Origin of the sequence: Oribacterium sp. KHPX15 (genome assembly GCF_900107835.1) — a bacterium.
In the GTDB taxonomy this organism is placed as follows: domain Bacteria; phylum Bacillota; class Clostridia; order Lachnospirales; family Lachnospiraceae; genus Oribacterium.
Genome location: NZ_FNRG01000001.1, coordinates 182,879 through 205,846, shown reverse-complemented (window position 1 = coordinate 205,846; position 22,968 = coordinate 182,879). Strand labels below are relative to the sequence as shown.

General features: G+C 42.9%; 21 protein-coding genes. 5 read left to right on the top strand and 16 right to left on the bottom strand.

Features of this window, described 5'->3' with window-relative positions; translation table 11 throughout:
* Window positions 1–60: 60 nt before the first annotated feature.
* Window positions 61–264: a helix-turn-helix domain-containing protein gene (locus BLV86_RS00820; protein ID WP_090814778.1), complete on the bottom strand. Its 204-nt coding sequence runs from the start codon at window positions 262–264 to the stop codon at window positions 61–63.
* A gap of 347 nt (window positions 265–611) precedes the next feature.
* The gene (locus tag BLV86_RS00815; protein WP_090814777.1) at window positions 612–992 is read right to left on the bottom strand and encodes a hypothetical protein; all 381 of its coding nucleotides are present in this window, start codon (window positions 990–992) and stop codon (window positions 612–614) included.
* Window positions 993–1,160: 168 nt separating this feature from the next.
* Here BLV86_RS00815 and BLV86_RS00810 point away from each other — a divergent pair, with 168 nt between their 5' ends.
* The 3 genes from BLV86_RS00810 to BLV86_RS00800 all read left to right on the top strand — a co-directional run bounded on the left by BLV86_RS00810 (window position 1,161) and on the right by BLV86_RS00800 (window position 4,181).
* Complete coding sequence (locus BLV86_RS00810) at window positions 1,161–1,883, top strand: hypothetical protein (RefSeq protein WP_090814776.1); 723 nt, start codon at window positions 1,161–1,163, stop codon at window positions 1,881–1,883.
* 124 nt (window positions 1,884–2,007) lie between these two features.
* Window positions 2,008–3,138: a transglutaminase domain-containing protein gene (locus BLV86_RS00805; RefSeq protein WP_031549954.1), complete on the top strand. Its 1,131-nt coding sequence runs from the start codon at window positions 2,008–2,010 to the stop codon at window positions 3,136–3,138.
* 320 nt (window positions 3,139–3,458) lie between these two features.
* The gene (locus tag BLV86_RS00800) at window positions 3,459–4,181 is read left to right on the top strand and encodes a hypothetical protein (protein ID WP_049962317.1); all 723 of its coding nucleotides are present in this window, start codon (window positions 3,459–3,461) and stop codon (window positions 4,179–4,181) included.
* Window positions 4,182–4,260: 79 nt separating this feature from the next.
* Here the strand turns inward: BLV86_RS00800 and BLV86_RS00795 are convergent, their stop codons facing one another.
* From BLV86_RS00795 to BLV86_RS00765, 7 genes are all read right to left on the bottom strand, one after another.
* Window positions 4,261–5,115 carry an aldo/keto reductase gene (locus BLV86_RS00795; protein ID WP_090814775.1) on the bottom strand — a complete coding sequence of 285 codons (855 nt, stop codon included), beginning with the start codon at window positions 5,113–5,115 and terminating at the stop codon, window positions 4,261–4,263.
* Between the two features lie 279 nt (window positions 5,116–5,394).
* Window positions 5,395–6,294 carry a dihydrodipicolinate synthase family protein gene (locus BLV86_RS00790; protein WP_090814774.1) on the bottom strand — a complete coding sequence of 300 codons (900 nt, stop codon included), beginning with the start codon at window positions 6,292–6,294 and terminating at the stop codon, window positions 5,395–5,397.
* Window positions 6,295–6,361: 67 nt separating this feature from the next.
* The gene (garR, locus tag BLV86_RS00785) at window positions 6,362–7,249 is read right to left on the bottom strand and encodes a 2-hydroxy-3-oxopropionate reductase (RefSeq protein WP_090814773.1); all 888 of its coding nucleotides are present in this window, start codon (window positions 7,247–7,249) and stop codon (window positions 6,362–6,364) included.
* A gap of 738 nt (window positions 7,250–7,987) precedes the next feature.
* Window positions 7,988–8,824, bottom strand: coding sequence for an MBL fold metallo-hydrolase (locus BLV86_RS00780; RefSeq protein WP_090814772.1), 837 nt, complete (start codon window positions 8,822–8,824; stop codon window positions 7,988–7,990).
* Between the two features lie 24 nt (window positions 8,825–8,848).
* Entirely contained in the window at window positions 8,849–10,339 is a 1,491-nt protein-coding gene (locus tag BLV86_RS00775) for a tripartite tricarboxylate transporter permease (RefSeq protein ID WP_090814771.1), read from the bottom strand.
* Window positions 10,340–10,352: 13 nt separating this feature from the next.
* A complete protein-coding gene (locus tag BLV86_RS00770) occupies window positions 10,353–10,811 on the bottom strand; it encodes a tripartite tricarboxylate transporter TctB family protein (RefSeq protein WP_090814770.1) in 459 nt (152 codons plus the stop codon).
* Window positions 10,812–10,955: 144 nt separating this feature from the next.
* Complete coding sequence (locus BLV86_RS00765; protein WP_031549972.1) at window positions 10,956–11,951, bottom strand: Bug family tripartite tricarboxylate transporter substrate binding protein; 996 nt, start codon at window positions 11,949–11,951, stop codon at window positions 10,956–10,958.
* Between the two features lie 411 nt (window positions 11,952–12,362).
* Between BLV86_RS00765 and BLV86_RS00760 the strand changes: the two genes are divergently transcribed.
* Window positions 12,363–13,292, top strand: coding sequence for a LysR family transcriptional regulator (locus BLV86_RS00760; protein WP_090814769.1), 930 nt, complete (start codon window positions 12,363–12,365; stop codon window positions 13,290–13,292).
* 163 nt (window positions 13,293–13,455) lie between these two features.
* Here the strand turns inward: BLV86_RS00760 and BLV86_RS00755 are convergent, their stop codons facing one another.
* Together BLV86_RS00755 and BLV86_RS00750 are read right to left on the bottom strand one after the other, a co-directional pair.
* On the bottom strand, window positions 13,456–14,715 hold the full coding sequence (locus BLV86_RS00755) for a 6-phosphofructokinase (RefSeq protein WP_031549974.1): 1,260 nt from the start codon (window positions 14,713–14,715) through the stop codon (window positions 13,456–13,458).
* Window positions 14,716–14,953: 238 nt separating this feature from the next.
* On the bottom strand, window positions 14,954–15,889 hold the full coding sequence (locus tag BLV86_RS00750; RefSeq protein ID WP_090814768.1) for a phosphatase PAP2 family protein: 936 nt from the start codon (window positions 15,887–15,889) through the stop codon (window positions 14,954–14,956).
* A gap of 190 nt (window positions 15,890–16,079) precedes the next feature.
* On the opposite strand from BLV86_RS00750, the gene BLV86_RS00745 reads away from it, so the two are divergent.
* Window positions 16,080–16,652: a hypothetical protein gene (locus BLV86_RS00745; RefSeq protein WP_090814767.1), complete on the top strand. Its 573-nt coding sequence runs from the start codon at window positions 16,080–16,082 to the stop codon at window positions 16,650–16,652.
* Window positions 16,653–16,829: 177 nt separating this feature from the next.
* On the opposite strand, the gene BLV86_RS00740 is transcribed toward BLV86_RS00745, so the two are convergent.
* From BLV86_RS00740 to BLV86_RS00720, 5 genes are all read right to left on the bottom strand, one after another.
* Window positions 16,830–18,179 carry an enolase C-terminal domain-like protein gene (locus tag BLV86_RS00740; RefSeq protein ID WP_090814766.1) on the bottom strand — a complete coding sequence of 450 codons (1,350 nt, stop codon included), beginning with the start codon at window positions 18,177–18,179 and terminating at the stop codon, window positions 16,830–16,832.
* A 220-nt stretch (window positions 18,180–18,399) separates the two neighbouring features.
* The gene (locus BLV86_RS00735) at window positions 18,400–19,383 is read right to left on the bottom strand and encodes a hypothetical protein (protein ID WP_090814765.1); all 984 of its coding nucleotides are present in this window, start codon (window positions 19,381–19,383) and stop codon (window positions 18,400–18,402) included.
* A gap of 339 nt (window positions 19,384–19,722) precedes the next feature.
* The gene (locus BLV86_RS00730; RefSeq protein WP_090814764.1) at window positions 19,723–21,198 is read right to left on the bottom strand and encodes a tripartite tricarboxylate transporter permease; all 1,476 of its coding nucleotides are present in this window, start codon (window positions 21,196–21,198) and stop codon (window positions 19,723–19,725) included.
* A gap of 14 nt (window positions 21,199–21,212) precedes the next feature.
* Complete coding sequence (locus BLV86_RS00725; RefSeq protein WP_031549982.1) at window positions 21,213–21,650, bottom strand: tripartite tricarboxylate transporter TctB family protein; 438 nt, start codon at window positions 21,648–21,650, stop codon at window positions 21,213–21,215.
* 117 nt (window positions 21,651–21,767) lie between these two features.
* Window positions 21,768–22,913 carry a type 2 periplasmic-binding domain-containing protein gene (locus BLV86_RS00720; protein ID WP_090814763.1) on the bottom strand — a complete coding sequence of 382 codons (1,146 nt, stop codon included), beginning with the start codon at window positions 22,911–22,913 and terminating at the stop codon, window positions 21,768–21,770.
* Between the last annotated feature and the right edge of the window lie 55 nt (window positions 22,914–22,968).

The following is a 22,968-nucleotide window of genomic DNA, read 5'->3' as shown; positions in this document are numbered from 1 at the left end:
CACTATGGATGTTTAATATTCTATATTATGAGTTGTCCTAAAAAACGGACTTTAATACACCTATTCATTTATAATTTCTGCTATATCGCTAAGCTGACAATTGAACTCCTTACAGATTTTTTCCAACACTTCCATCTGCACATTTTCACCTTTTTCAAGTTTGGCAATAGTACCATAGCTAAGTCCGGTCTTCTCCTTGAGATCCTTCCTCTTCATGTCGTGGTCAATCATTAGCTTAAACATTTTTTTGTATGAAACTGCCATGCATCGCTCCTATCCGCTTGTTTCCTAACGAAATCAATAACAACAGTTGAAATAAGTATACCCTATTACTACTTCGTTTTAAATAAAAATTCACACGTTCTTGTTAATTTCTGACAATTCCATTTAGCAGCAAAATGACCTATAGCAACTAAGTTTTTTCATTTTCGCAAGCAGGGCACCGAGGACCCTCGGCGCGTCTTTGCTTGTTGGTGGTCATTCCCCCAATCCCCCTGAACCTCGTTATCACTCGGAGCTACGCATCAGATAAACTGACGCTGAGTGCATTTGTCTATAACGAAAAAAGAGGTAGACTCCACTGTGTCATCACAATGAAATCTCCCAAATTTTTATCGAGTCTGTTCAGTTGTCTTCTGCTTTTCAGCCTGATCTTTCTGCTCCTCAAATTTGAGGAACAGATCTACATTGTATTTTGCCATCTGTATATCTTTCATATCCTGCTTTGCCTGCCGGTACTCGACATAGGTCTTTTTCTTTTCCTGAAGGACTTCGCTGTATTCCTGATTCAGTTCTTTGATCTTAGGAAGTTTACCCTCGTTTTTGGAAAAGGCTTCTTTTGCAGCTTTGCAAAGAGTGATAGCTTTCCTGTGCTCTTCAAAGAACTTTTTGCTATAACCGCTCTTGCGATATTCGGCATAAGTGTCCTTAGTTTTGGAATAGTTTATGATATGCTTTTTCAGCGCAGCTATCTCAACAAGCCTTGCCTCCACATTGGGGTCTGACCCCATTACAGCCGGAAGTTGCACAGCAAAGGTTGAAAAAAATCGTATAAAGAATACAATCAATATTATAGTTTATTCTAGAGCATATGAAATTTGGTTTCGATAATAAAAAATGAATCGAGATTTTTGGTCCGGACAATTGAAAAAGGAGAAAAAATGAAAAAGCTTACACTAATCATAGCCGCAGCAGTTATGAGCATCAACATTTGCGCATCAGCATTTGCCGGAAGCTGGCAGGGCAGTAATGAGACAGGATGGATGTGGATCCGGGACGACGGCACAGCCATGACAAACGGCTGGACATGGGCAGATGGGGACGGTGACGGAGTTGCCGAGAGTTATTATTTCGATGCGGCAGGTATCTGCCTGACAGGCGGAGGCACGACACCGGACGGATATACGATCAATGAAACAGGCGCCTGGGTGCAAAACGGTGCGGTGATGCACAAGAATCTGGGCACCGGTGAGGTCTATTCGGATAACAGTGCATCGGCAGCCAAAACCGGAAGCAGCACCGGAGCGCCTGTTCCTGCCAATTCCGGCCTAACGCAAAGCATGAACCTGGAGGATTATCAGGGAACGTACGAGGCAAAATTTTCCTATGGTCTGTATGACTCAAGCATAGACTATTTATACGGCTGGCTCGAAATCGATGGGAATCGTGTAACTCTGATCAACTATGATGGAGAGGTAGTAAGAACAGTATCTTTCAATCCTGATGGCTCTTTAGCATCCAAAGGTAAACAGATCGTATGGAAATCCGGCTTAAAAAACGTTTATTTGATAAAAAGATATGTTGAAATAGGCGGAACCGAATATGAAGTGATAGGACTCTTGTTAGATTCAGACATTGATCATTTGCTGTGTTTTATGAAATAGGTATATGCCCCAATCCTTAATTGCAAAGCTTTGACACAATGACTGCTTTGATACATTTCCATTTGCATTCATAGCAATTAAAGATAAATGTCAGATTTTATAAAGGAGATTTCAAACAGAGGGTATGAAAAAGAATATAAAATTAATTGCAGCATCTGTTGCGTTATGTATCATAACCGGTATTTCTGCCTGTCCTGCACACGCAGAAGGAACAGGATGGCAGAATGTTAACGGCGGTTGGTACTATATAAGCCCTGATACTCTGACAAACGCAACCGGTTGGATTAAGGACGATGAAAAGTGGTACTATCTTGATCCCGCTACCGGGCTCATGCAAACCGGATGGACCTATGTAGATGACGGATGGTATTATCTTAACCCGAACGCCGGTGGCAGCGCTGCCATTGGCGGATGGGTTCAGTCGGGCAGTGACTGGTATTATCTGGGTGCTGACGGAAAAATGTTAACCTCCACTACTACCCCTGATGGATATTATGTAGACGACAGAGGTGTCAGACAGGAATATACCGGTGACTCTGCTGAAGATCTGGATGGCGTTGACAACGACCAGTTGAAAAAGAACACATGGTATCAGCCTGAGAATACAAATTTTTCCGGTTCATATAGGTTTGCAGTAACAGATGAGCAGAAAGCCCAGGAAGAACTGGTTGTGAAGAATTTTCTTAAAAAGAATATCAAGGCAGATATGAATGATTTCGAAAAAGAAATGGCTGTCGCAAGATATCTTCAGAAGAAATGTAAGTATGATTATTCCGCTTACAGAGGAAAGTTCGAGAATCATAAACTGTCCTACTGCTCTTACAATGCTCTTGTTAATGGCAAAGCCGTCTGTCAGGGCTATGCAGAGGCATTTCAGGAGCTATGCGAATCTGCAGGTCTTTCAACCCGCATAGTATCAAATTCCAATCATGCTTGGAATCTTGTTAAACTGGACGGACAATGGTATCACGTAGATATAACCTGGGCTGATGATGACACAAAGGGTTACAAAGGTCTTGACAAAGGCTATATCAATCTCACAGATGATCAGGTCTCAAATATTGAGTCTCATCATACCTGGTCAGGAAGCTGCTATGATATACATGGAACAGCCGATATTCCTACAGCAGACGGTGATATGTATGATGTTTATTATACCAATGATTACATAGAGGAAAAAAGCTGGTACAGCGGATATGATGCGACATATAAAAGTGAATCTGAATATGATGACTACGATTATGATTATGACTAATGAAATTCCGTAAGGTTTTTGTACGTGGGTCTGACCCCCTTACACGGACAGCCCAAACTGTCTATTCATAATATAAAAGACAGTATCCAGATTTGATTTGTAATAAGGCATTCCCTTTCATGTTTCATATTGTATCTCCAATAAAAGATGATCAGTTTCTGGCAGAAAAAATCTTTGAGTAAGTGTACGGCAAACGTTGTAAGAAAACCGTATAAAGAGTATACTTATGATTAATTGATACCTCGCAGCATACGGGATTTGGTTCAAAAAAGGCAGAATCGGGATTTTCGATTCTGACATTAAAGAAAAGAGGAATAATCATGAAAAAACTTACTATGATCGCAGCCGCAGCAGTAATGAGTATCGGCATGTGCACAGCGGCATTTGCCGGTAATTGGCAGGGTAGCAATGAGACAGGATGGATGTGGATCCAAGACGATGGCACAGCCAAGACAAACGGCTGGGCCTGGGCAGACAGTGACGGTGACGGAATCGCAGAGAGCTATTATTTTAATGCGGCTGGCATCTGTCAGACAGGCGGAGGCACAACACCGGACGGATATACTATCAATAGCGCAGGCGCCTGGGTACAAAACGGTGCTGTGATGCACAAGAATCTGAGCACAGGAGATATCTATTCTGATAACGGTGCATCAGCAGCTAACACCGGAAGCAGCACCGGATCGTTTGCATATAGCACTTCAGACCGGGCGTCAAGTACTAACTTGGGGGATTATCAGGGAAGGCACCAAGGTGTATTTGTCATGGGTATTACTGACGGAAGCCAGAAAGCTATATCCGCATGGCTCGATATCAGCGGGAATTGTGCATCTTTATATTCTTCAGGGGGAGAGCTTTTAGCGACTCATTATTTCAATCCAAATGGTGAATTGTTATCTGATGGCAAGCAGGTTGCATGGGTAGGGATTTCCGAAGACGCCATAATGACACAAAGATATTTTAATATCGATGGAACCGAGACGGGTGTAATTGGAATTACCATTTCTGAATTACCTGGTTATATGTTGTTCTTTTTAATGTAAGCAATTAACTTTAACACAAGCAGCAAAGTGCCGGCATGCATCTTTTTCAACACAGATGCATACCGGCCCTTTATGACTTTTACTGCATATCCAGATATTCCTTACGTGTTGGCTTCGGATAAGCCATATCGATCATAGCAAGTTCTTCCGCAGTTAATTCAATGCTATCAGCGTTGGCATTGGATAAAGTGTGCTCAGGCTTTGAGCTTCTTGGAATCGCGATAGTATGACCGTTTCTTATGTTCCATGCAAGCATGATCTCAGGAACAGTAACTCCATGCTTGGCTGCCAGCTCCTGAAGAGTCTTGTTCTGGAAAAGACCGCGTCTCAGAGAACCCGCCTGAGCAAGCGGACAGTATGACATAAGCGCAACATCATGCTCTACCATCCAGGGCAGAAGTGAAAACTCAATACCTCTGGAACCTGTGTGATAAAGAACCTGATTTACAAGACAGTTTCTTCCCTCAGGAATCCTCCAAAGCTCCTCCATATCATCGATATCAAAATTGGAAACGCCCCATGCCTTAATGAGGCCCTCAGCCTTTAACTCTTCAAGTCTTGAAACAGTCTCATACAAAGGATATGAACCTCTCCAGTGATAAAGATAAAGGTCAAGATAATCGACTCCAATACGTGAAAGACTGCCCTTCAGAGCCTGACGCATCCGGCTTCCGCCCGCATTATTGGGAAGTACCTTTGAAACCAGATACAGCTTACTTCTGTCAAGAGTGCTGATAGCCTCTCCCAGCATATCCTCTGCCGCACCGCTTCCGTACATCTCAGCAGTATCAATCAGAGTCATTCCCGCTTCAACACCCTGTCTTATACCCTCTATCTCTCTTTTTCTCTGAAAACGGTTCTCCCCCAGATACCAGGTTCCCTGCCCAAGAGCCGGCACCGTCACCCCATTCGCTAACTTCACTTCGTGCTTCATATCAAACCTCCACTAAAGACGAATATTTTTTGCCGTTAATTTCCGATATACTGATACATGTCTAATCGACCCATTGATTTTTACTACAGAATCTGCAAGTAAATTTTACCATAACGTGAGAAAATTCAAGGGACGGGTGCCAAGGCTTGCGAGTTGAAAAGACAGACGGTCAGTTCTGTCCGACCACAGCACACGTCAGTGTGTAGTGGGCGAACAGAACTGACCGTCTGTCTTTTCAATCGAGTGGGCCGGCGCCCATCCCTTGATTTTTCGTATTATTTAAATAAGTCCAGCTTCCTTCATAACCTTCTTGAAAAGATCAAGTGTCGCCGCATTAGTTGTCGGAAGTGACGGCAGGTAAGGATCCCCCACATTCTCGCCGCGGATATTAGCCATATCCTTTGCAGCAACCGGGAATGAAGCCTTATCCATCGCAAGTCTTACAGGATTAAGCTTGAACTGAGCCTCACGAGAACCCTCGAAATCGCCCGCAACATACTTCTCATAAACTGCACCGATAAGCTCAGGCATAAAGTTTCCTGCTGTACATACACCGCCGACTGCACCAACGCACATTGATGCAAAAAGAAGTGTGTCCTTGCCGCCGAATACCTTGAAGTTTACATCACGGTTTCTGCGAATGCATTCCTCTGTAAGAGTGATATCTCCTGAAGTATCCTTCATACCAACGATGTTAGGAACTGCATGAGCAATCTCTGTTACGAAATCAGCAGTCATACCGTAGCCAACACGGCCCGGGTTATTGTAAAGGAGTACCGGAGTCTCAGGAATAGCCTCAGCTATAGCCTTAAAATGATTGAAAAGCTCGTCATGTGTAGGCTTCAGAAACATTGGCTGAAGAATTGATACACATGCAGCACCGTTTGCTGCTGCCATCTTTGCAAGACGGATGCACTTCTTTGTATTGATGGCGCCGATACCGAAGTAAACAGGAACTCTTCCTGCGGCCTGATCAACCATGATCTTAAGGCCTCTCTCCATCTCGTCTTCCTCGAGCTGATAGAACTCACCGTTTGAACCGAAAGCAAGAATTCCATGCATTCCACCGTTGATAACATAATCAACCTGCTTACGCATTCCTGCCTCATCGATCTTTTCATCCTTATCGATTACTGTGATGATAGGCACCACTACGCCCTTTATAAAATCTGTATTCATCTATAGACCTTTCCTTAAAAGAATGTCAGCCCATGTTTTTTCAAAAGGGCTGACATTAGATATTTATTTACTTAACGATTGATGTTCCTGAGATTCTCTCATAATACTTAACGATATCATCATGATCGCATGAACCCTCATCGTGGTTCTTAAGCTCCTGCATAACTTCCATCATCTGAGCTGTCATAGGAACAGGCATGTTGATAGCGTGTGCAGCGTTAAGAGCATTGGTAAGATCCTTGATGTGAAGATCGATTCTGAAACCTGGCTTGTAGTTTCCTGCAAGCATCATAGGAGCCTTTGCATCGAGAACTGTTGAACCTGCAAGACCGCCGCGGATAGCCTGATATACGAGCTCAGGATCTGTTCCTGCCTTCTTTGCAAATGTAAGAGCCTCTGCCACGATACCGATGTTTGCAGCTACAACCATCTGGTTAGCAAGCTTAGCAACGTTTCCGGAACCGATAGGTCCAACATAAACTACTGAACCTGCCATAACCATGAGCATGTCATAGTACTTGTCAAATGTCTCCTTCTTGCCACCAACCATTACAGAAAGTGTTCCGTCGATAGCCTTTGGCTCTCCACCTGATACAGGAGCATCAAGCATATCTACACCGATCTTCTCAAGATCAGCAGAAATCTTCTTTGACTCAACCGGGTCGATAGATGACATATCGATAAGAACTGACTCACCCTTACGGAAGCCCTCAGCAAGACCCTTCTCGTTAAATACAGCTGCACGAACATGAGGTGAGTTAGGAACCATAGTGATAACTACGTCAGCAAACTCAGCAAGATCCTTACCGCATGTACCGGCCTTAGCACCACAGGCAACAACATCATTTACTGCCTCCTGGTTGAAGTCATAAACCATAAGCTCGTGACCGGCCTTTACAAGATTCTTTGCCATAGGACGTCCCATGATACCAAGTCCAAGAAAACCAACTTTCATTACTAAATCCTCCTCGTATAATGTATGATTGTTTAATTAATACCCTTTTCAACCGAGTTATTTTCAACTCGCAAAGTCATGATATTAAATTGACGAATTATTCTCAATTTGTAAAATGGCCAAAATAATCTTCAATTATATCGCTTTCGTCAATTGCAAAAATCCCAACTCATTCCATTCCATTTCATTTCATTAGTATTCATGACATTTCATTTATATTACTCATAATCGTACCCAATACTCTAAGTTTATACTTTTTTTATATATCAGCTGATAGTTCGGATTTTATAAAGCTCTATGTTTGACTCCCTAAAAGATATTTGAAATTGAAGTCAACAATTATAGGTTCATAAATTGACTCACATCTGATATTGCCGAATTTGCAGTCAACAAATTCACTTCTCCATTGTTGACTCAATCCAAGGATTATAAGTATTGCGGTCATGAAACTTCCCTAATATCATTGACTCAATTTTTAATATTATTGAAGTGCGGTCATGGCTCTGTTCAAATATCATTGACCCAATTTTTAATATAATTGGATTGCAGTCCTGAAACTCCCCTAATACCATGGACTCAATTAATAATATATTGAAGCGCGGTCATGATAATGCTCTGAGGTCGTTGACTCCATATGGAAATCACATGTTTTGAGTCATATTGACTGGTTTTTTGTGATACCCAGGAAACGTAAAGAAGCCGGTGGAATCCACCGGCTCCGTGTGAAAGGCTTACATATCACTTCATGAGCACCTTAACCTGTCTCACTCTCTCATCAATGAAATCCGTCCAAACCGTATCGTCAAGATATGGCTGGCTCTCGTGAGTATAGGTCCCGGCCTTATCCAGAATCTCAATCTGATTCGGATGAGACGGAAGTGCGATATCCACATGAATCTTCTTTATCTTCTCCGCATCATTCAGGAACCTCTCCCTGTGTGCCGGAGTAAGCATCTTGCTTGTCTTATAGTACTCATCGTTCATGGTATTGGCACCAACGCCTCCATGCATGGCTACGGTATAAGTTTCACCTGTCACAGGATTCTTCTCATCCCAGAAGAAGCTGGTGCAACCCAGGGTGTGACCCGGTGTAAGCAGAGTTCTGATGGAAATGTCACCAAGAGTGATGGCAACATTATCATCATAATGTCGATCCACCTTTATATGCTGAACGTGCCAGATATCATGTGGCAGCTCAGTTTCCTCCGGATCCTTCTGCATGAATTCATCGTCTTCCTTTGACATGTAGATAGGTGCTCCTGCAAGAGCATGCATGATAGCCGCTCCCCCAAAGTGATCAAGGTGTGCGTGACTTACAAGTATCATCTTGATATCTGTCGGCTTGTGACCAAGCTTATAAATGGAATCCACCAACATATAAGCGCTCTCTGCGATTCCTGTATCAAGAAGTATTAGGCCTGCTCCTGTATCTATGATATATGCACCAACCCAGGTCTGGCCTGCAACATACCAGGTTCTGGGTGACACCTGGAAGGGATCAATGGCAAGCTTCCAGGGTTCCGCACATAGTGTTTCCACAGGATGAGGTATAGATTTTGAAACTCTAAATGGCATTATTCTTTCCACCTTTCATTATTATTAATTCTTCTTCACATACTTCGCATAAAGCGCCTTCAGTATCGGTGAGAAAATACATGCTATGGCAATAAGGTTAAATACACAGGAAATAGGACGTGTAAAGAAGGTTGTTACTGTCTCTGTGTTCTGGAAGGCCTTAAGCATGTTACTTTCCATGGTAGGTCCAAGGATAAATGCAAGGATAAGCGGTGACTGTGGAAGTCCGCCGTATGCCATGAGGCATCCTATAACTGCGAAGAAAAGCATCATTCCGCACTTATAAAGGCTTGAAGAATCAACGTAAGCGCTGATAAGAGAAACCACGATAAGAGCAGGATACATGTAGTGATATGGCACCTTCAGAATCTGAGGGAATACTCTCATTCCGATTGCCTGAAGTACGAAACAAACTGCCGCACAAATCGCAACTACAACGAACATGAGGTAAACGATGTGACCACTGTTCTTAAATACCATCGGACCCATCTCAAGACCGTGAATAGTAAGTGCACCGATAAGAAGCGCAGTACTTGAATCTCCCGGGATACCGAGAGCTGCCATCGGAATCATGGCACCGCCGATGGAAGCATTGTTGGAAGCCTCAGATGCCCATACGCCCTCAGGATTACCTGTTCCGAAGGTTTCAGGATGCTTTGAATTGTTCTTGGCAACAGAATATGCCACAAGGTTTGAGAGACCTGCTCCCATGCCCGGAAGGAAACCGATTCCGAGACCGATAAGGAAGGAACGGCAAATGTTTACGAGATTTTCCCGAATATCAGAGAACTTGATTCCGATTCCCTTTATCATATTTGTGTCTACTTCAGGAAGCGGATCAAAGCCTTTGGCGTGGGCAAGGATCATCATACTTACACCGAAGATACCGATAAGTACGACTGTCATTCCCAGACCGCCCATAAGGTACATATTGTCAAATGTGAATCTTGCCTGGGCATCGATAGGTGAGTAACCCACAGATGCAAGGAGAAGTCCGATACACGCGCTGGTAAGACCCTTCAGCATATTGCCCTTTGAGATGGCAAGCACCATGGTGATAGCCATGAAGCAGAGACCGAAATATTCCCATGGACCGATGGCGAAGGCAATGTTTGCAACTGACTGCGCAAGAAAAGCACCGGCAATGGCACTGAAGAAGGTTCCGATAAAGGAAGCTGTCATACCGATGGCAAGAGCTCTTCCTGCCTGACCCTTCTTAGCCATGGGATGGCCGTCGAAACATGTGGCAACCGATGAAGGTGAACCCGGAATACCCAGAAGAACGGATCCGATGAATCCGCCGGAGCATCCGCCGATCCAGAGGGAAAGAAGGAACATGATGGCCGGGCCTGTTTCCATACCATAGGTAAGCGGCATGAAAAGCATTACCGCCATGGTTCCGTTAAGTCCCGGGATGGCACCGAAGATGATGCCGATGACATTACCCACAAGTAAAAGCAAAAGATTAAACGGGTTTGTGACCTGTGTGATTATAAATCCTGCATTCTCAACCATTTCTCATCCCTCCTTATCCGAATATGCCCATAGGCAGCTGGTATCCAAAGGCAACCTGATAAGCCAGGAAGATAACAAGTGTCATGGCTGCAGAAAATATGATCCTGGAAACCGGTTTTGTTACATAACCCTTTGCATACCATGTGGACAGGCAGTAAAGGTAAATCGGTGTTGAAATAAAGAATCCGATAAACTGCATCGCAAGAATGTATAAAGCGATGGCAGCGATATTGATGATAAGCTTGATCCAGCCCTCTTTTACAAGGAAGGTCTTCTGCTCTTTATTCTTGCAGCCCTCCAGGAAAATGCCTGCACCGCAGATAACGAAACCAACGGCTGCCAGACCCGGTAATGCCTTCGGTCCGGGATAACTTGCTGTAAACGGAACTTTAAAAGTGCTTATCATTGCAAACACAAATATTCCCAATGTAACGATCACTGCACCTGTGATCTGATCTCTTGAAACTTTCATTTTTGTCTCCTGATTATTGCCGATTTATCCATAAATAGAGCCCACATCGTCTCATGGTTCATATGAGCAATGCGGGCTAATGTTTCGATTCAAAACCTTTGTCCTGTATCCGGTCAGGGCCTGAACCTTTATAACGTGACTTGATTATTTCTGAACAAGTCCAAGCTCTTCAACTACAGAGTTGATGTCTGCCTGCTGTTCTGCAAGCTTTTTGGGGCCTTCCTCATATGAAAGGAATTCCATTGCCATACCTGCAGGTTCGAGTACTTCGTTAACAGCATCTGCCTTTGCAGCCTCTGCATATGCATCATAAAGCTTCTTGGCAATGTCCTCGTTCATGTCTTTAGGACCTGCGAAAATGTTGTAGGAAGCCCATGAGCAGTCAATTCCGGACTCGGTCATTGAAGGAACATCAGGAAGAACTGAAGATCTTGCGCCCTCTTCGCCGTTTGTGATAACTGCGAGTGCATTAGCCTTGCCTGACTCAACATACTGCTTAGCCTGGTTAACGTTTACGATGCAGGCATCGATTGTGTTTCCGACAAGAGCTGTAAGCTTCTCTGTATCTGAACCAGCTTCAACATACTTAACCTGAACGCCTGAAGCCTTAGCCATAAGACCTGTGATAACGTGTGTTGTTCCGCCGGTCTCGATACCCATCTTGATCTCTGCTGACTTACCCTTGTTTACGAAATCCTCAATTGTCTTCATATCTGAATCAGCTGAAGTAACAAGAACGTACTGTCCCTTCTCTGTACCCTGGCTTACGCCCCATACCTTGAAGTCGTCATTTGCTGTCTTGTCATAAACCTTTGTAGCTGACTTGATAAGCATTGATGTGTGATACTGAAGGATCTTGGCTCCGTCGCCCTTTGCTGTACGAACTGTCTCCATGGCAACAACTCCGCCACCATCAGTATTGTTTACGATAGTAACATTGGAACCTGTCTTTGCGGCAACCTCCTGACCAAGGGTTCTTGCCATAACATCGGTTCCGCCGCCGGCCTTTGCAGGTACCTGAACTTCGATGCTCTTTGGAAGTTCGCTTGAAGCCTTAGCTCCGCCTGAAGCGCCGCAGCCCATAAGTGCTGCTGACATTGCTGCGATTACGATGCCGGTTAATAATGTTTTCTTATTCATTTTCTCCTCCTGAAATCCATGAAGCCTTTAACAATTTATTTCACTTTTCAAGATGATCATTTTGTATGACCACCCTGAATCCTCATGCATTTAGGGTAATGCTGAGATTAGTTATTTTTAACAACTTGCTGCTTCATTTGTTTATTGACATCAGTATATTTCGAAATTAAACTTAGTAAAACTTAACCAGGATTGGTTGTAAGACTTAATTATATTAAGTTTACATTCAGTATTAAAAATCCTGGGGAATGTATTGTTTTTAATGACAAATTAATATCAATGCCTTTGTGCAAGATGTTTATTTATTGCTTCTTTTTCATGTCTCTTATGACATGAATCAGCTAATTGCATAAACCTTTTTATGTAATTTGTAATGTCAAAGCAAACTAAAAAGATAAGGAAATGAATTGAATGGATCTGAAACCTTTAGAAAACATCATTGCAATTTATAACGAAGAAAGTATCGCAAAAGCGGCTGAAAAAATGTATATGACACAGTCGGCACTTAACCAGCAGCTTCTGAAACTGGAGGCAGAACTGGGCACTCCTCTTTTTGAAAGGCGCTATCATAAGCTGATTCCGACTTTTGCAGGACGTATATATGTGAATGCTGCCAAAAATGTTTTAAAGATAAAAAGTGATACATATAAAATAATTCGAGACAGTGCAAAAAACTCTGTGGGAGAGATTTCAATTGCATGTACACCGGAGAGGGGTGCGTCTACATTTTCAGATATATATCCTCAGTTTCATCAGGAATATCCTGAATTCACTATAAATCTTTCCTGTGCAAGAGTTCCAAAAATGGAGCAGATGCTCCTTCACCGTGAAACAGAATATGCTTTTCTGAGTTATTCCAAGGAACGTCCCTTAAATTCCTCATTTGAACATATAGACTTAGCTCCCGAACATGTGGTATTGGGTCTTCCATCTTCACATCCCCTGGCTCATCTTGCAGGAAACGAAAGCTGGAAAACTCTGCCTCTTATAGACCTTAACCTTATTAAAGATGAAAATTTCATCATGCCTTCCAATGAAACCATGCTCCGGGGAATGCTTGATAAGGTTTTCAACGAATATAACATCCATCCGAAAATCCTTTTTGAGTCCAGCAGTTCTGTCACGGTGCTTAAGATGGCAATAAATCAGATGGGACCTGCTTTCTTTCCTCAGTCCTATGTGAATGAGAATTTTCCTCTTGTCTACTTCCGGATAAAAGAGGATCTCAATTGGATGAGGTGTGTGGCCTATCTGAAGGGAACGTATATCACCACACCTGAAAGGCGGCTCTTCGAGCTTTGGAAGCAGGTAATTTCCAGTCCGTCTATAATCATGGTATAAAATGGTGCGGAGTCCGAAAGCGGCTGCCAGTCAGCCATCGGGGACGGTTCTCGCCGGAGAGAATCGTCCCTGCCGGCGAGAACCGTCCCTGATGGCTTCGATGGTCAAAAAACGGTACTTGATATTCACTATCAAGTACCGTGTCAAAATGCTTGTTAAACTATTACAGAAGCTCCTGATATCCAGGCACATAAAGGTGTCTTGGAATTCCGTCTACCATTACGGCTCCCACATCACCCTGGATAAGAGGACGAACATAAGTGATGAACTCATTGGTTACGTATGTTCCGTCTGCAGTGATCCAGTTTCTAGGAACGAGACGCTCGTCATTAGCGATCTTGTGAACATCCTTAACTTCTGTTCCTGCCTGATATGGATCATCGGAAAGTCTCTGGATAACAACCATCTTTCCGCTGTCGCCTTCGTCTGCTGCCTTCATTGCGGCACCGCCAACCTCATAAGCTTCAAGAATATCAACTCTGGAAGCGCAGTGGCTTGCTGCTCTCTGAAGTGTTGAAAGCTCGATAGAACGTGTCTTGCAGCCGATTTCCTGTGAAAGAACGTTGCAGAGGTATCTTGCTGTTCCTGTAAGCTGCTTGTGTCCGAATGCATCTACATACTCTGTAGCATTTCCAAGCTCACTGATATAGGTTCCGTCTGCTGTATGAATTCCTTCAGATACTGCAATTACAACAGAACGTTTCTTTGCAAGCAGATCTTTACACTTCTGAACAAATGTAGGCACATCAAACGGTAACTCAGGAAGATAGATAGCATCAGGTCCGTCACAGTCCTCACCCTTTGAAAGTGCTGCCGCACCGGTGAGCCAGCCTGCATTTCTTCCCATGATCTCAACAACGATTACCTGTCCCTTGCTGGTCTCAAGGCTCCATCCGTCACGGATGATTTCCTTTACAGAGGTTCCGATGTACTTGGCTGCTGAACCATAACCCGGAGTATGATCTGTCAAAGCAAGATCATTATCAATAGTCTTTGGACATCCGACAAAGCGAACGTCTGAACCTGTTACGATTGCATAATCGGAAAGTTTCTTGATGGTATCCATAGAGTCATTACCACCGATATAGATGAAGCAGTCGATCTCAAGGTCTTCGAGAATCTTGAAGATCTTCTCATATACTTCCTTGTTCTCATAGATATCAGGAAGCTTATATCTGCAGGATCCGAGATATGCTGATGGAGTTCTTTTCAAAAGCTCTGCATCAAGACCTGTACGGATATGATCTGAGAGATCAATGTATCTTCCTTCCAAAAGTCCCTGAACACCGTGAAGCATTCCGTATACCTTATTGTAACCTCTGTCCTTAGCTGTTCTGAAAACGCCTGCCAGAGATGAATTGATGGCCGCTGTTGGGCCTCCGGACTGTCCAACTATAACATTTCTCTTTACTTTTTTGCTCATATGGTATCCCCAACCTTTCCTGCACTCCCCTGGTGCAACTTATTATTGGTACATTATACCATAAAATTTATCGATTTCGAAAAATAATAGGATATTTTTTCCAATTTTCTCCGATAAAGAGACAGATCAGCCCGGCCCTGACAGGCCAATACATGAACTCCGGTCTTTTTTCTCAAACAGAAAGACAGGTCAGCCAAATGCCAACCTGTCCCTGAGCTTTTATGATCAGTAAATTGCATTAATCTGCATTCTTTGTTATAACAATTGGCCAGACAGCCACAACGAAAAACCACATTAGAAATCGTGCAATAAAGTGTCCCCAATGACCGCCAAGGGCAGCTACGATTGTAGCCGGTGCAAAGAACTCTTTCCAGGAATATGTAATCAGGAATCCAACGAATCCTAAAATCGGCAGATTCTTTGACCCTTCCGGTATTTCGTATTTTATAAAATGTCTTTCAAAATAGCTGCCTGCCAAAAAGCCGGTAAATGCGCCGCAGGCCTTAAATGTATCATTCATCATCTTGGCCGGATCCACCAGAAGCTTCCCGTCTACATAATCCATGGGGTACGGCTTCACCATGATATAAATCAATGCAGCTATAACCACCAAAAGACCAATAAAGGACAACCCGTCAAGCTTCTTTTCATCACCATCTATTTTCTCATTAGCTTTATCAACTGCAATAATAATGATCAATGTAGAAGCAAATCCAACAACAACATCCTGCGGAGTATGTACACCGAGAAAATTTCGCGAAAAACCGGTCAATGCTATAAGAACACCGCCCAATATGGCAAGCCACCTGCGTACGTCTTTTTGCCATAAAGTAATGGTTCCGTATACAGCCGTCGCCTCAGTAGTATGTCCACTGGGAAAGGAGTATCCCGTGGCGGCAACCTTGGAATCTCCCGCCGGTTCTATGAGATCGGAACGTATCCAGGGACGGTACGCACATACAGTCAGTTTGATGATTCCATTCAAAAGTCCCGCCAAACCGAAGGTAGTGATAAACCTATATCCCCATTTCTTGTCAACACACCAGAAAATAAAAAACGGCAAAAATGGCATCAGATCTACCGCCACCTTTGAAATACCGTTAAAAAACTCATCAAACACTCCGCCGGAAGCATTTCTTAGTTCCTGAAGCCATAACAGATACTGAATATCCATTGATTTCCCTCCTTATAGATGGTCTATTCTATGTGCTTACTTCGACAAATTTCCAAAAGATTATAAACATTTAATCATTGGAAAACCATCGGTGACGGTTCTCATCGGCGAGAACCGTCACCATTGGCACTACAATATGGTATAATCTAATTCAGTTATTAAGTTATTGTTTAAATAAAGGAGGGCTTCCATGAAAACCGACGTGATCACAGTAGACAACAAAGGTGATTCTCTTCAACTTGCACTGAACAGGATTGAAGGTCTTGCAAATGCCGTTACCAAATCAGATAAAAACGGTCATTACCTGAGACTCATGGCAGAAGAACTCTTTGGTATAGTAAGTGCAAATGCCGGCGATTTTACCGCCAAGTTCTGGGCAGAAAACCAAAACAGGAATTTCCGTATAGTACTTGAGGCTGATGCAAAAGAGCTCCCGGATGAAGCAAAAAAAGACCTCCTGTCTATTTCTTCCACCGGTGAGAACTCCGAAGACTCCGGCATCATGGACAAGATCGGTTCCCTCTTTTGTTTCTTTGCAAAAGGCGGCAATGCAGATAATGTCAAAACCTTCGACTGCGGCTACAACGAATCCTCCGGTGATATTTCCTGGTCCCTCAAAGACTACAAATCCACAATAAAAAACAAGAACCTTGACGCATCCCTTGAGGAATTGTCAAAGTCCGTAATCGCCAACATCGTAGATGACATCAAAGTCGGAGTAAAAGATAAAAAAGTTAAAATTGAAATTTTCAAAACATTTTGATTAAAAAATTCCGTCAGGGATGAACACGTAAGTGTACATCCCTGACGGAATTTTTGAACGTAATGTACTTTCAACGCAGTGGGGCGTTGACATGAAGACTCATTTTTTTCGTCCGGAAAGCCACAGACTCCCGTCATCATGAAGACTCATTTTTTCGTCCGTCTTAGAAAGCCTAAATCATCTCACAAGACAAGGCTTCTTATGATCGTATTTCCATCCGGGAATCAAATACTGCATTGACTTCGCATCATCTCTGTCATGGCTTGGAAGACTGTTGTACAGCTTGTTAGCCTCCATAACCCTCTCCATGTTGAGATGAACTCCGAGACCCGGTGCCTCAGGAACCTGAAGCTTACCGTCAACGATCTGCGGTGTATCATACAGGAGATTCTGGCCATCCTGCCAGATCCAGTGAGTATCCAGAGGAGCAGGTGCACCAACCGCTGCAGCACCAACCTGTGCAAATGCAGCAAGGGTGATATCAAAGTGATTGTTTGAATGAACACCCCATGTAAGTCCCCAGGAATCCAGAAGCTGTGACATACGGATAGCACCGTCAAAACCCCAGAAATGAGGATCCGCAAGGATGATGTCGCAGGCATTGAGACTTACAGTGTGATAGAACTGACGCCAGTCGGTAGCAATCATGTTCGTAGCCACCTGGAATTGTGTTGCATTCTTAAACTCACGCATGATCTCACGGCTTGAATAACCTGCCTCAGGACCGCAAGGGTCCTCCATATAGGTGATGACATTATGCATATCCTTGCAAAGGTCGATGGCCTCCTTAAGGCTCCATGCACCATTCGGGTCAATGTTTATACGTGCATTCGGAAAACGCTTCTTAAGTGCTCTGCAGGCCTCCATTTCATCAGCGCCTGCCAGAACTCCGCCCTTAAGCTTGAAGTTCTTGAAGCCATACTTCTCTGTAAGAGCTTCTGCCTCTTCAACGATTCTTTCGGGAGTAAGTATCTCTTCTCTTCTTAAACGGAACCAGGGATCCAGACTGCTGCTCTCATCAAGATACTGCATATCTCCTGCAGGAACCTTCTTCTTGTCGGAAACATAGAAAAGATATCCAAGCATCTCAACCTCTTTACGCTGCTGGCCCTCTCCGAGAAGGTCACACATGGGAACATTGAGATACTGTCCCATAAGGTCAAGCATGGCACACTCGATGGCCCACTCACTCTTTACTACAAACTTAAGCTTTGAAATATCCAGTGTCTGTATGCCCTCTCCGTCATCTGCGGCAGAAGGATTTGCAGCCTTATGTATTTTCTGAAGGATCTGTCGATACTTTGATATGGGCTGTCCCTCTACAAGAGGTCTTACAGCATTTAAGCAGTCACAGGTGTAGTCGCCACCGTGAATCTCGCCGATACCCTGATGGCCGGCATTATCCTCAAGTATAACTAAGTTTCTAGTAAAACATGGCGCATGACAACCTGATAATGTCATCATCATGCTGTCATATCCCGCAACAGGAATCACCTGCATTTTGGTAATAATTGGTGAATCAGTCATTGTAATAACCCCCTCTATAAACGCATTATTATCGTCGTTTATTTCTGAATAACATATGCAGAAATGGTCGGCTCCATGTATTGAGATCATCGATTCCTTTGAATATACTAATCTGAATACCTGTGCAGTTTTAGAATAAAAAAAACAAAACCCGATGTAAAACTCTTAATACTAATACATGATTAAGCAGTTCTTATATACGGGTTTTGTTTTAAATGATTTAACTCAGAATCCCGGCAAGTTCCAGAATCATTTTAAGTTCCGGATACGGATCAAAAGTTATGCTCTTTTCTGTAGGTGCGGCACTTGTAGATACTGCCATCGCAAGGAATCTGCTGCGAATGTAAACGTCCATAACATTACCTCGTACACTTACAGCTGTATTACCGGGAGTATATTTGTCAAGATCTTCATATCTCACGATAAATTTTTCAGGAGGCATTTTTTCCGATTTTGTCAATGTTGTTTCATCTTCTATAGCATTATTTTTATTGTCAGCATTATCTTCATCGGTATCTCCCACAGCTTTATCACAGCTTCCGACATACAGATAATAGTTTCCTGCAAGACCAACATCCCCGGAAGGTATCTTATTCAGATTATTCTGTTCTTCATAGAATTTCTGCTGCATAACAGTTGGTACGGCATTGTCTTCAAATAATCTGAAATTGTAACCGGTATCCTTCGGAAGCTCAATATGTGTCCAGCATCCGCAATTCTGGAATACTCTGTTCCTGCCCTTTGTACCGTTATCCTTTAGTTTAAAATCTTCGCTAATGACTACATCTGAAACAGTAACCTTCATTCCATGATATTCTCCATGTACCGATTCATAGAATGATACTCCGTCCTCTCTCTGAAGTACAGGAACAAGCTGTGCCTCTTCAAGCTCCTTTCTTGTCAGATGTTCAGTCCCTTTATTCTTTACCTCTTCGGTTCCCAGAAACCTCCCGACAGTTAAAAGAATATTGGCTTCATTTACGTTGGATATATACTGTTTTTCAAAGGGTCTCAAATAAAAAAGGTGATAAGCAACGGCAGCAACAAGAAGTCCGAAGCTCACGTAGTATTTCTTTACTATTATGGCTATTACAGCGATAATGAGAATTCCGATAAGTCCGAAGGCTCTGAACTTAAAACTCTTATGCTGTTCCTGAAGATCTTTTACTGTATCAGTTAATGTTTCAAACTTTACTCTTTTCATTATTTCTCCTGATATCCCACCGAAAAACGGTCTTTTCTACTTTGAATGACATACTTTTGAATATATCAACTTATCTGACAGTCACTTATCAATTATACTCATTAAAGTCTGCAATAAAACAACTTTTTGTTTCTTGTACGATTATTGATATAACAGATTCGTGACAATTCAACCAGTGGTACATTGGTGTGTTGGTAAAGGTAAGACGGGGCAGGGTCTCATGTATGTCTATAAAAAATCGGGGATACGCCCTAAGCGCATCCCCTAATTAATCAAAAGCAATTTTTAAATAATTGTATGCACTAAGGCATTATTTCAAATAGCCTGCAGTCCGCATTATCAGCCTGCTGCTTCAGCCTTTTTCCTAGCCTTCTGCTTACGGTCATCCATAACTGCATAAACGATGGATGCGATTATAAGTACCCAGATAACCCAGCCGATAGGTCTTGAGAAGAATACAAGAAGTGATCCCTTTGATGCGGATACTGCCTGGATGAAATAGTTCTCAAGGTCCTTACCAAGGATAAATCCGATAAGGAAGCAGGTCTTTGGAATACGGATCTTTCCGAAAAGATATCCTACAACACCGGCAAAGAGAAGTGACCATACATCAAACATTCTTCCGTTCTTTGCAGCATAAGCACCAACAACACAGATCATGATGATAACAGGATACAGTCTCTGTCTCGGGATATAAATAATCTTTGATATCCACTTGATAGGATAGAACATGCAAAGGAACATTATGATGTTGCAGAGAAGCATTGCAATAAGGATCTGATGCCATGTTTCTGTATTCTGTGTGATAAACAGAGGTCCAACCTGAATACCCTGTAGCATAAATGCTGAAATAAGGACAGCTGTTGTTGAGTCACCGGGGATACCAAGTGAAAGAAGCGGGATCATGGCTCCACCTGTAAGACCATTGTTTGAACTCTCAGATGCTACAAGTCCCTCAGCAACACCTGTACCCAGAAGCTCCGGATGCTTTGACCAGCTCTTGGCCTGTGAATATGCAAGAATTGATGCTGCGGATCCGCCTACACCGGGAAGTACTCCCATAAAGGTTCCGATCAATGCAGAACGAACAACATTTACACCCTGACCCTTAAAGTCAGCCATTGAGAACTTTGTTCCGGAATTGTTTCCGTCAACCTTCTCAATCTTAAACCTCATGCCCTCTTCGGCTTCCTCAAATATCTGAGATATAGCAAAGAGTCCGATAAGAACGGGCAGGAGCTGAAAACCGTCTGACAGGTATGGCTTTAGTGAAAGAGGAACCATACGATAATTGTTGTTTACACTGAACATTCCAATGAGGGAAACAAGTACTCCCAAAAATCCCGAAAATACACCTCTCAGCATCTGTCCGTTTGAAAGAGCTGCGATAACTGTAAGTGCAAAAAGGATGATAAGGAACTTTTCAACTGCAGAAAACTTCAAAGCAGCGGCAGAAAGAAGCGGTGTGAAAAGAGCAAGAGCAAGAAGAGAAATGATTCCTCCGAAGAAGGATGAAACGATACCTACTTTAAGGGCTCTCTCACCTTCGCCACGTTTCGCCATAGGATATCCGTCAAATGTAGTTGTAATTGATGACGGAGTTCCCGGAATATTGATAAGGATAGCAGGTACAAGTCCGCCTGAGATACCGCCTACATAAAGACCTAAAAGAAGATATAAGGCAGGTACAAGGTCATAAGCATAAGTCATAGGCAGGAATACCGCTACCGCCATAGTTGCTGTCATACCCGGAATGGCACCAAAAATGATTCCGGCAATGACACCAAGTACTGCAAGTAAAATATTAGTAATCATTGTTTGCCACTCCTTTAGTAAATAGTGAATCCATAATCCACGAATGTTATCGTGAACATACCGTTTGGAAGAGTTATCTTGAAAAATACACCGAACGCAATGCTGACTATCAAAGAAGCCACTACCGCGATCAAAAGGCTGATTCCTATTGATTTAGGACTTGTTCCGGCATAAAGAATATTGAAAAGAAATACAAAAATTATACTGGTAAGTGTAAATCCGATGATATCAAGAGTAATGATATAACCTGCAAAAAGGATCAGTGTACCAAATAGTTTTATAAAATCAGGATTTTCTTTAAAGAACTTCTTCGGCATTGTGAAAAATGCTTCACCCTTTGCCAGCCGCGCACGTCCTTCAGTTATAATGATAGCTGCAAGAAGAACGATCAGAATACCTATGACGATCCTTGGAACTATCCAGTGCTCGGTAGAATAAACTACATTTATCATATATTTTCCCCTTATATGTAAGTTGCCTTTTCACATATTTTATTTGCTGGTGAAAAGGCAACTCTGCAATATTTTATCTCATAGGTAACCGCGACTATAGCATTACCCAAATTTCAATTAAGCTGTGATTTCGTCAAGGTTTGGAGCCTGCGCGATGATCTCTGCACACATGTCACGCTTATCAAGGATGAACTGCTGTGAAGCCTCTAAGCCTACCTCATCCTCAGAAAGAACTGTGTAGTAAAGCTTCTTCATATCAGCCTGGAAATCAGGATCATTTACAACCTTCTTCATAGCTGCTTCGTACTCAGCAAGTACGTTTGCATCTGTATCCTTAGGGAAGTACATTGCAAAATCCTTAGGGAAGTCAAATGGCTTTCCGTTAAATTCAACACCGTCATCTGCCATAGACTGAATATCAACGCCTTCTACAGTTGAACCTGAATCAAACATATTCATAGCAAGCTGTGCTTCAACACCGTCAAGTGTATACTGCTCAAATGCTGATGTATCGCCATAGATTACGTCTGCATTTCTGTCCCAAAGTCTCTGAAGCTTCTCAGCTGTTGTACCACCAACGATTGCCTTGATTCTGCTTGCAACCTCATCTCCCTCTTTTGCCTTAACATCAAGGTAGTAAGCTGCAAATGCAATGTGTGATGTTCCACCTGCTTCAATATTGAAAGAAACAGTCTTGTCAGGATTTGCCTTAAGATACTCTGTTACATCCTTAAGTGATGTCCATCCGCTTTCCTTTGCTGCACCGAAACAAGCTCCCGGGTTACGACCGAAACGTGGTCCGATTGTCATATTCTCAAGAGAATATTTCTCATCAACTGCTCCGAAAAGAACTGACATATATGTCATATCATGGAACATCATAACAGTCTTTCCATCGCCCTTTGCTGTCTGCATCTCCTCAAGAGCTGCTGCATTTCCTATGGCATCAACTTTACCGTTGAAGCCCATATACTTTGAAAGATATCTTGTAACAACATCAGCCATCATGTATGAATCACCGGATGTAGATGTTGAACCGATAACTACTCTTACATTCTGTCCCTTTAATGATGATTCTCCATCTGCACTCGCTGCAGGAGCTGCTGACTCACCGGATCCTGCTGCCTGTGTTGCTGCTGCGGCTGCAGTGGTTTCTGTTGATGAAGATCCTCCACCAACCTGGATTCCACCGGATGATCCGCAACCGGCAAGAATACTCATAGCCATAGCACCGGCCAATACTACTGATAATAATTTTTTCATTGTTTAATCCTCCTTATAAACAAGACCTTGTACTCAGGTCAAAATATACTTTGTT

Bases quoted from the DNA above. Each gene is read 5' to 3' on its own strand.
- BLV86_RS00800 (WP_049962317.1), top strand. From the start codon at position 3,459: ATGAAAAAACTTACTATGATCGCAGCCGCAGCAGTAATGAGTATCGGC.
- garR (WP_090814773.1), bottom strand. From the start codon at position 7,249: ATGAAAGTTGGTTTTCTTGGACTTGGTATCATGGGACGTCCTATGGCA.
- BLV86_RS00730 (WP_090814764.1), bottom strand. From the start codon at position 21,198: ATGATTACTAATATTTTACTTGCAGTACTTGGTGTCATTGCCGGAATC.
- BLV86_RS00765 (WP_031549972.1), bottom strand. From the start codon at position 11,951: ATGAATAAGAAAACATTATTAACCGGCATCGTAATCGCAGCAATGTCA.
- BLV86_RS00720 (WP_090814763.1), bottom strand. From the start codon at position 22,913: ATGAAAAAATTATTATCAGTAGTATTGGCCGGTGCTATGGCTATGAGT.
- BLV86_RS00775 (WP_090814771.1), bottom strand. From the start codon at position 10,339: ATGGTTGAGAATGCAGGATTTATAATCACACAGGTCACAAACCCGTTT.
- BLV86_RS00725 (WP_031549982.1), bottom strand. From the start codon at position 21,650: ATGATAAATGTAGTTTATTCTACCGAGCACTGGATAGTTCCAAGGATC.
- BLV86_RS00760 (WP_090814769.1), top strand. From the start codon at position 12,363: ATGGATCTGAAACCTTTAGAAAACATCATTGCAATTTATAACGAAGAA.
- BLV86_RS00750 (WP_090814768.1), bottom strand. From the start codon at position 15,889: ATGGATATTCAGTATCTGTTATGGCTTCAGGAACTAAGAAATGCTTCC.
- BLV86_RS00795 (WP_090814775.1), bottom strand. From the start codon at position 5,115: ATGAAGCACGAAGTGAAGTTAGCGAATGGGGTGACGGTGCCGGCTCTT.
- BLV86_RS00780 (WP_090814772.1), bottom strand. From the start codon at position 8,824: ATGCCATTTAGAGTTTCAAAATCTATACCTCATCCTGTGGAAACACTA.
- BLV86_RS00740 (WP_090814766.1), bottom strand. From the start codon at position 18,179: ATGACTGATTCACCAATTATTACCAAAATGCAGGTGATTCCTGTTGCG.
- BLV86_RS00770 (WP_090814770.1), bottom strand. From the start codon at position 10,811: ATGAAAGTTTCAAGAGATCAGATCACAGGTGCAGTGATCGTTACATTG.
- BLV86_RS00820 (WP_090814778.1), bottom strand. From the start codon at position 264: ATGGCAGTTTCATACAAAAAAATGTTTAAGCTAATGATTGACCACGAC.
- BLV86_RS00755 (WP_031549974.1), bottom strand. From the start codon at position 14,715: ATGAGCAAAAAAGTAAAGAGAAATGTTATAGTTGGACAGTCCGGAGGC.
- BLV86_RS00745 (WP_090814767.1), top strand. From the start codon at position 16,080: ATGAAAACCGACGTGATCACAGTAGACAACAAAGGTGATTCTCTTCAA.
- BLV86_RS00735 (WP_090814765.1), bottom strand. From the start codon at position 19,383: ATGAAAAGAGTAAAGTTTGAAACATTAACTGATACAGTAAAAGATCTT.
- BLV86_RS00805 (WP_031549954.1), top strand. From the start codon at position 2,008: ATGAAAAAGAATATAAAATTAATTGCAGCATCTGTTGCGTTATGTATC.
- BLV86_RS00810 (WP_090814776.1), top strand. From the start codon at position 1,161: ATGAAAAAGCTTACACTAATCATAGCCGCAGCAGTTATGAGCATCAAC.
- BLV86_RS00790 (WP_090814774.1), bottom strand. From the start codon at position 6,294: ATGAATACAGATTTTATAAAGGGCGTAGTGGTGCCTATCATCACAGTA.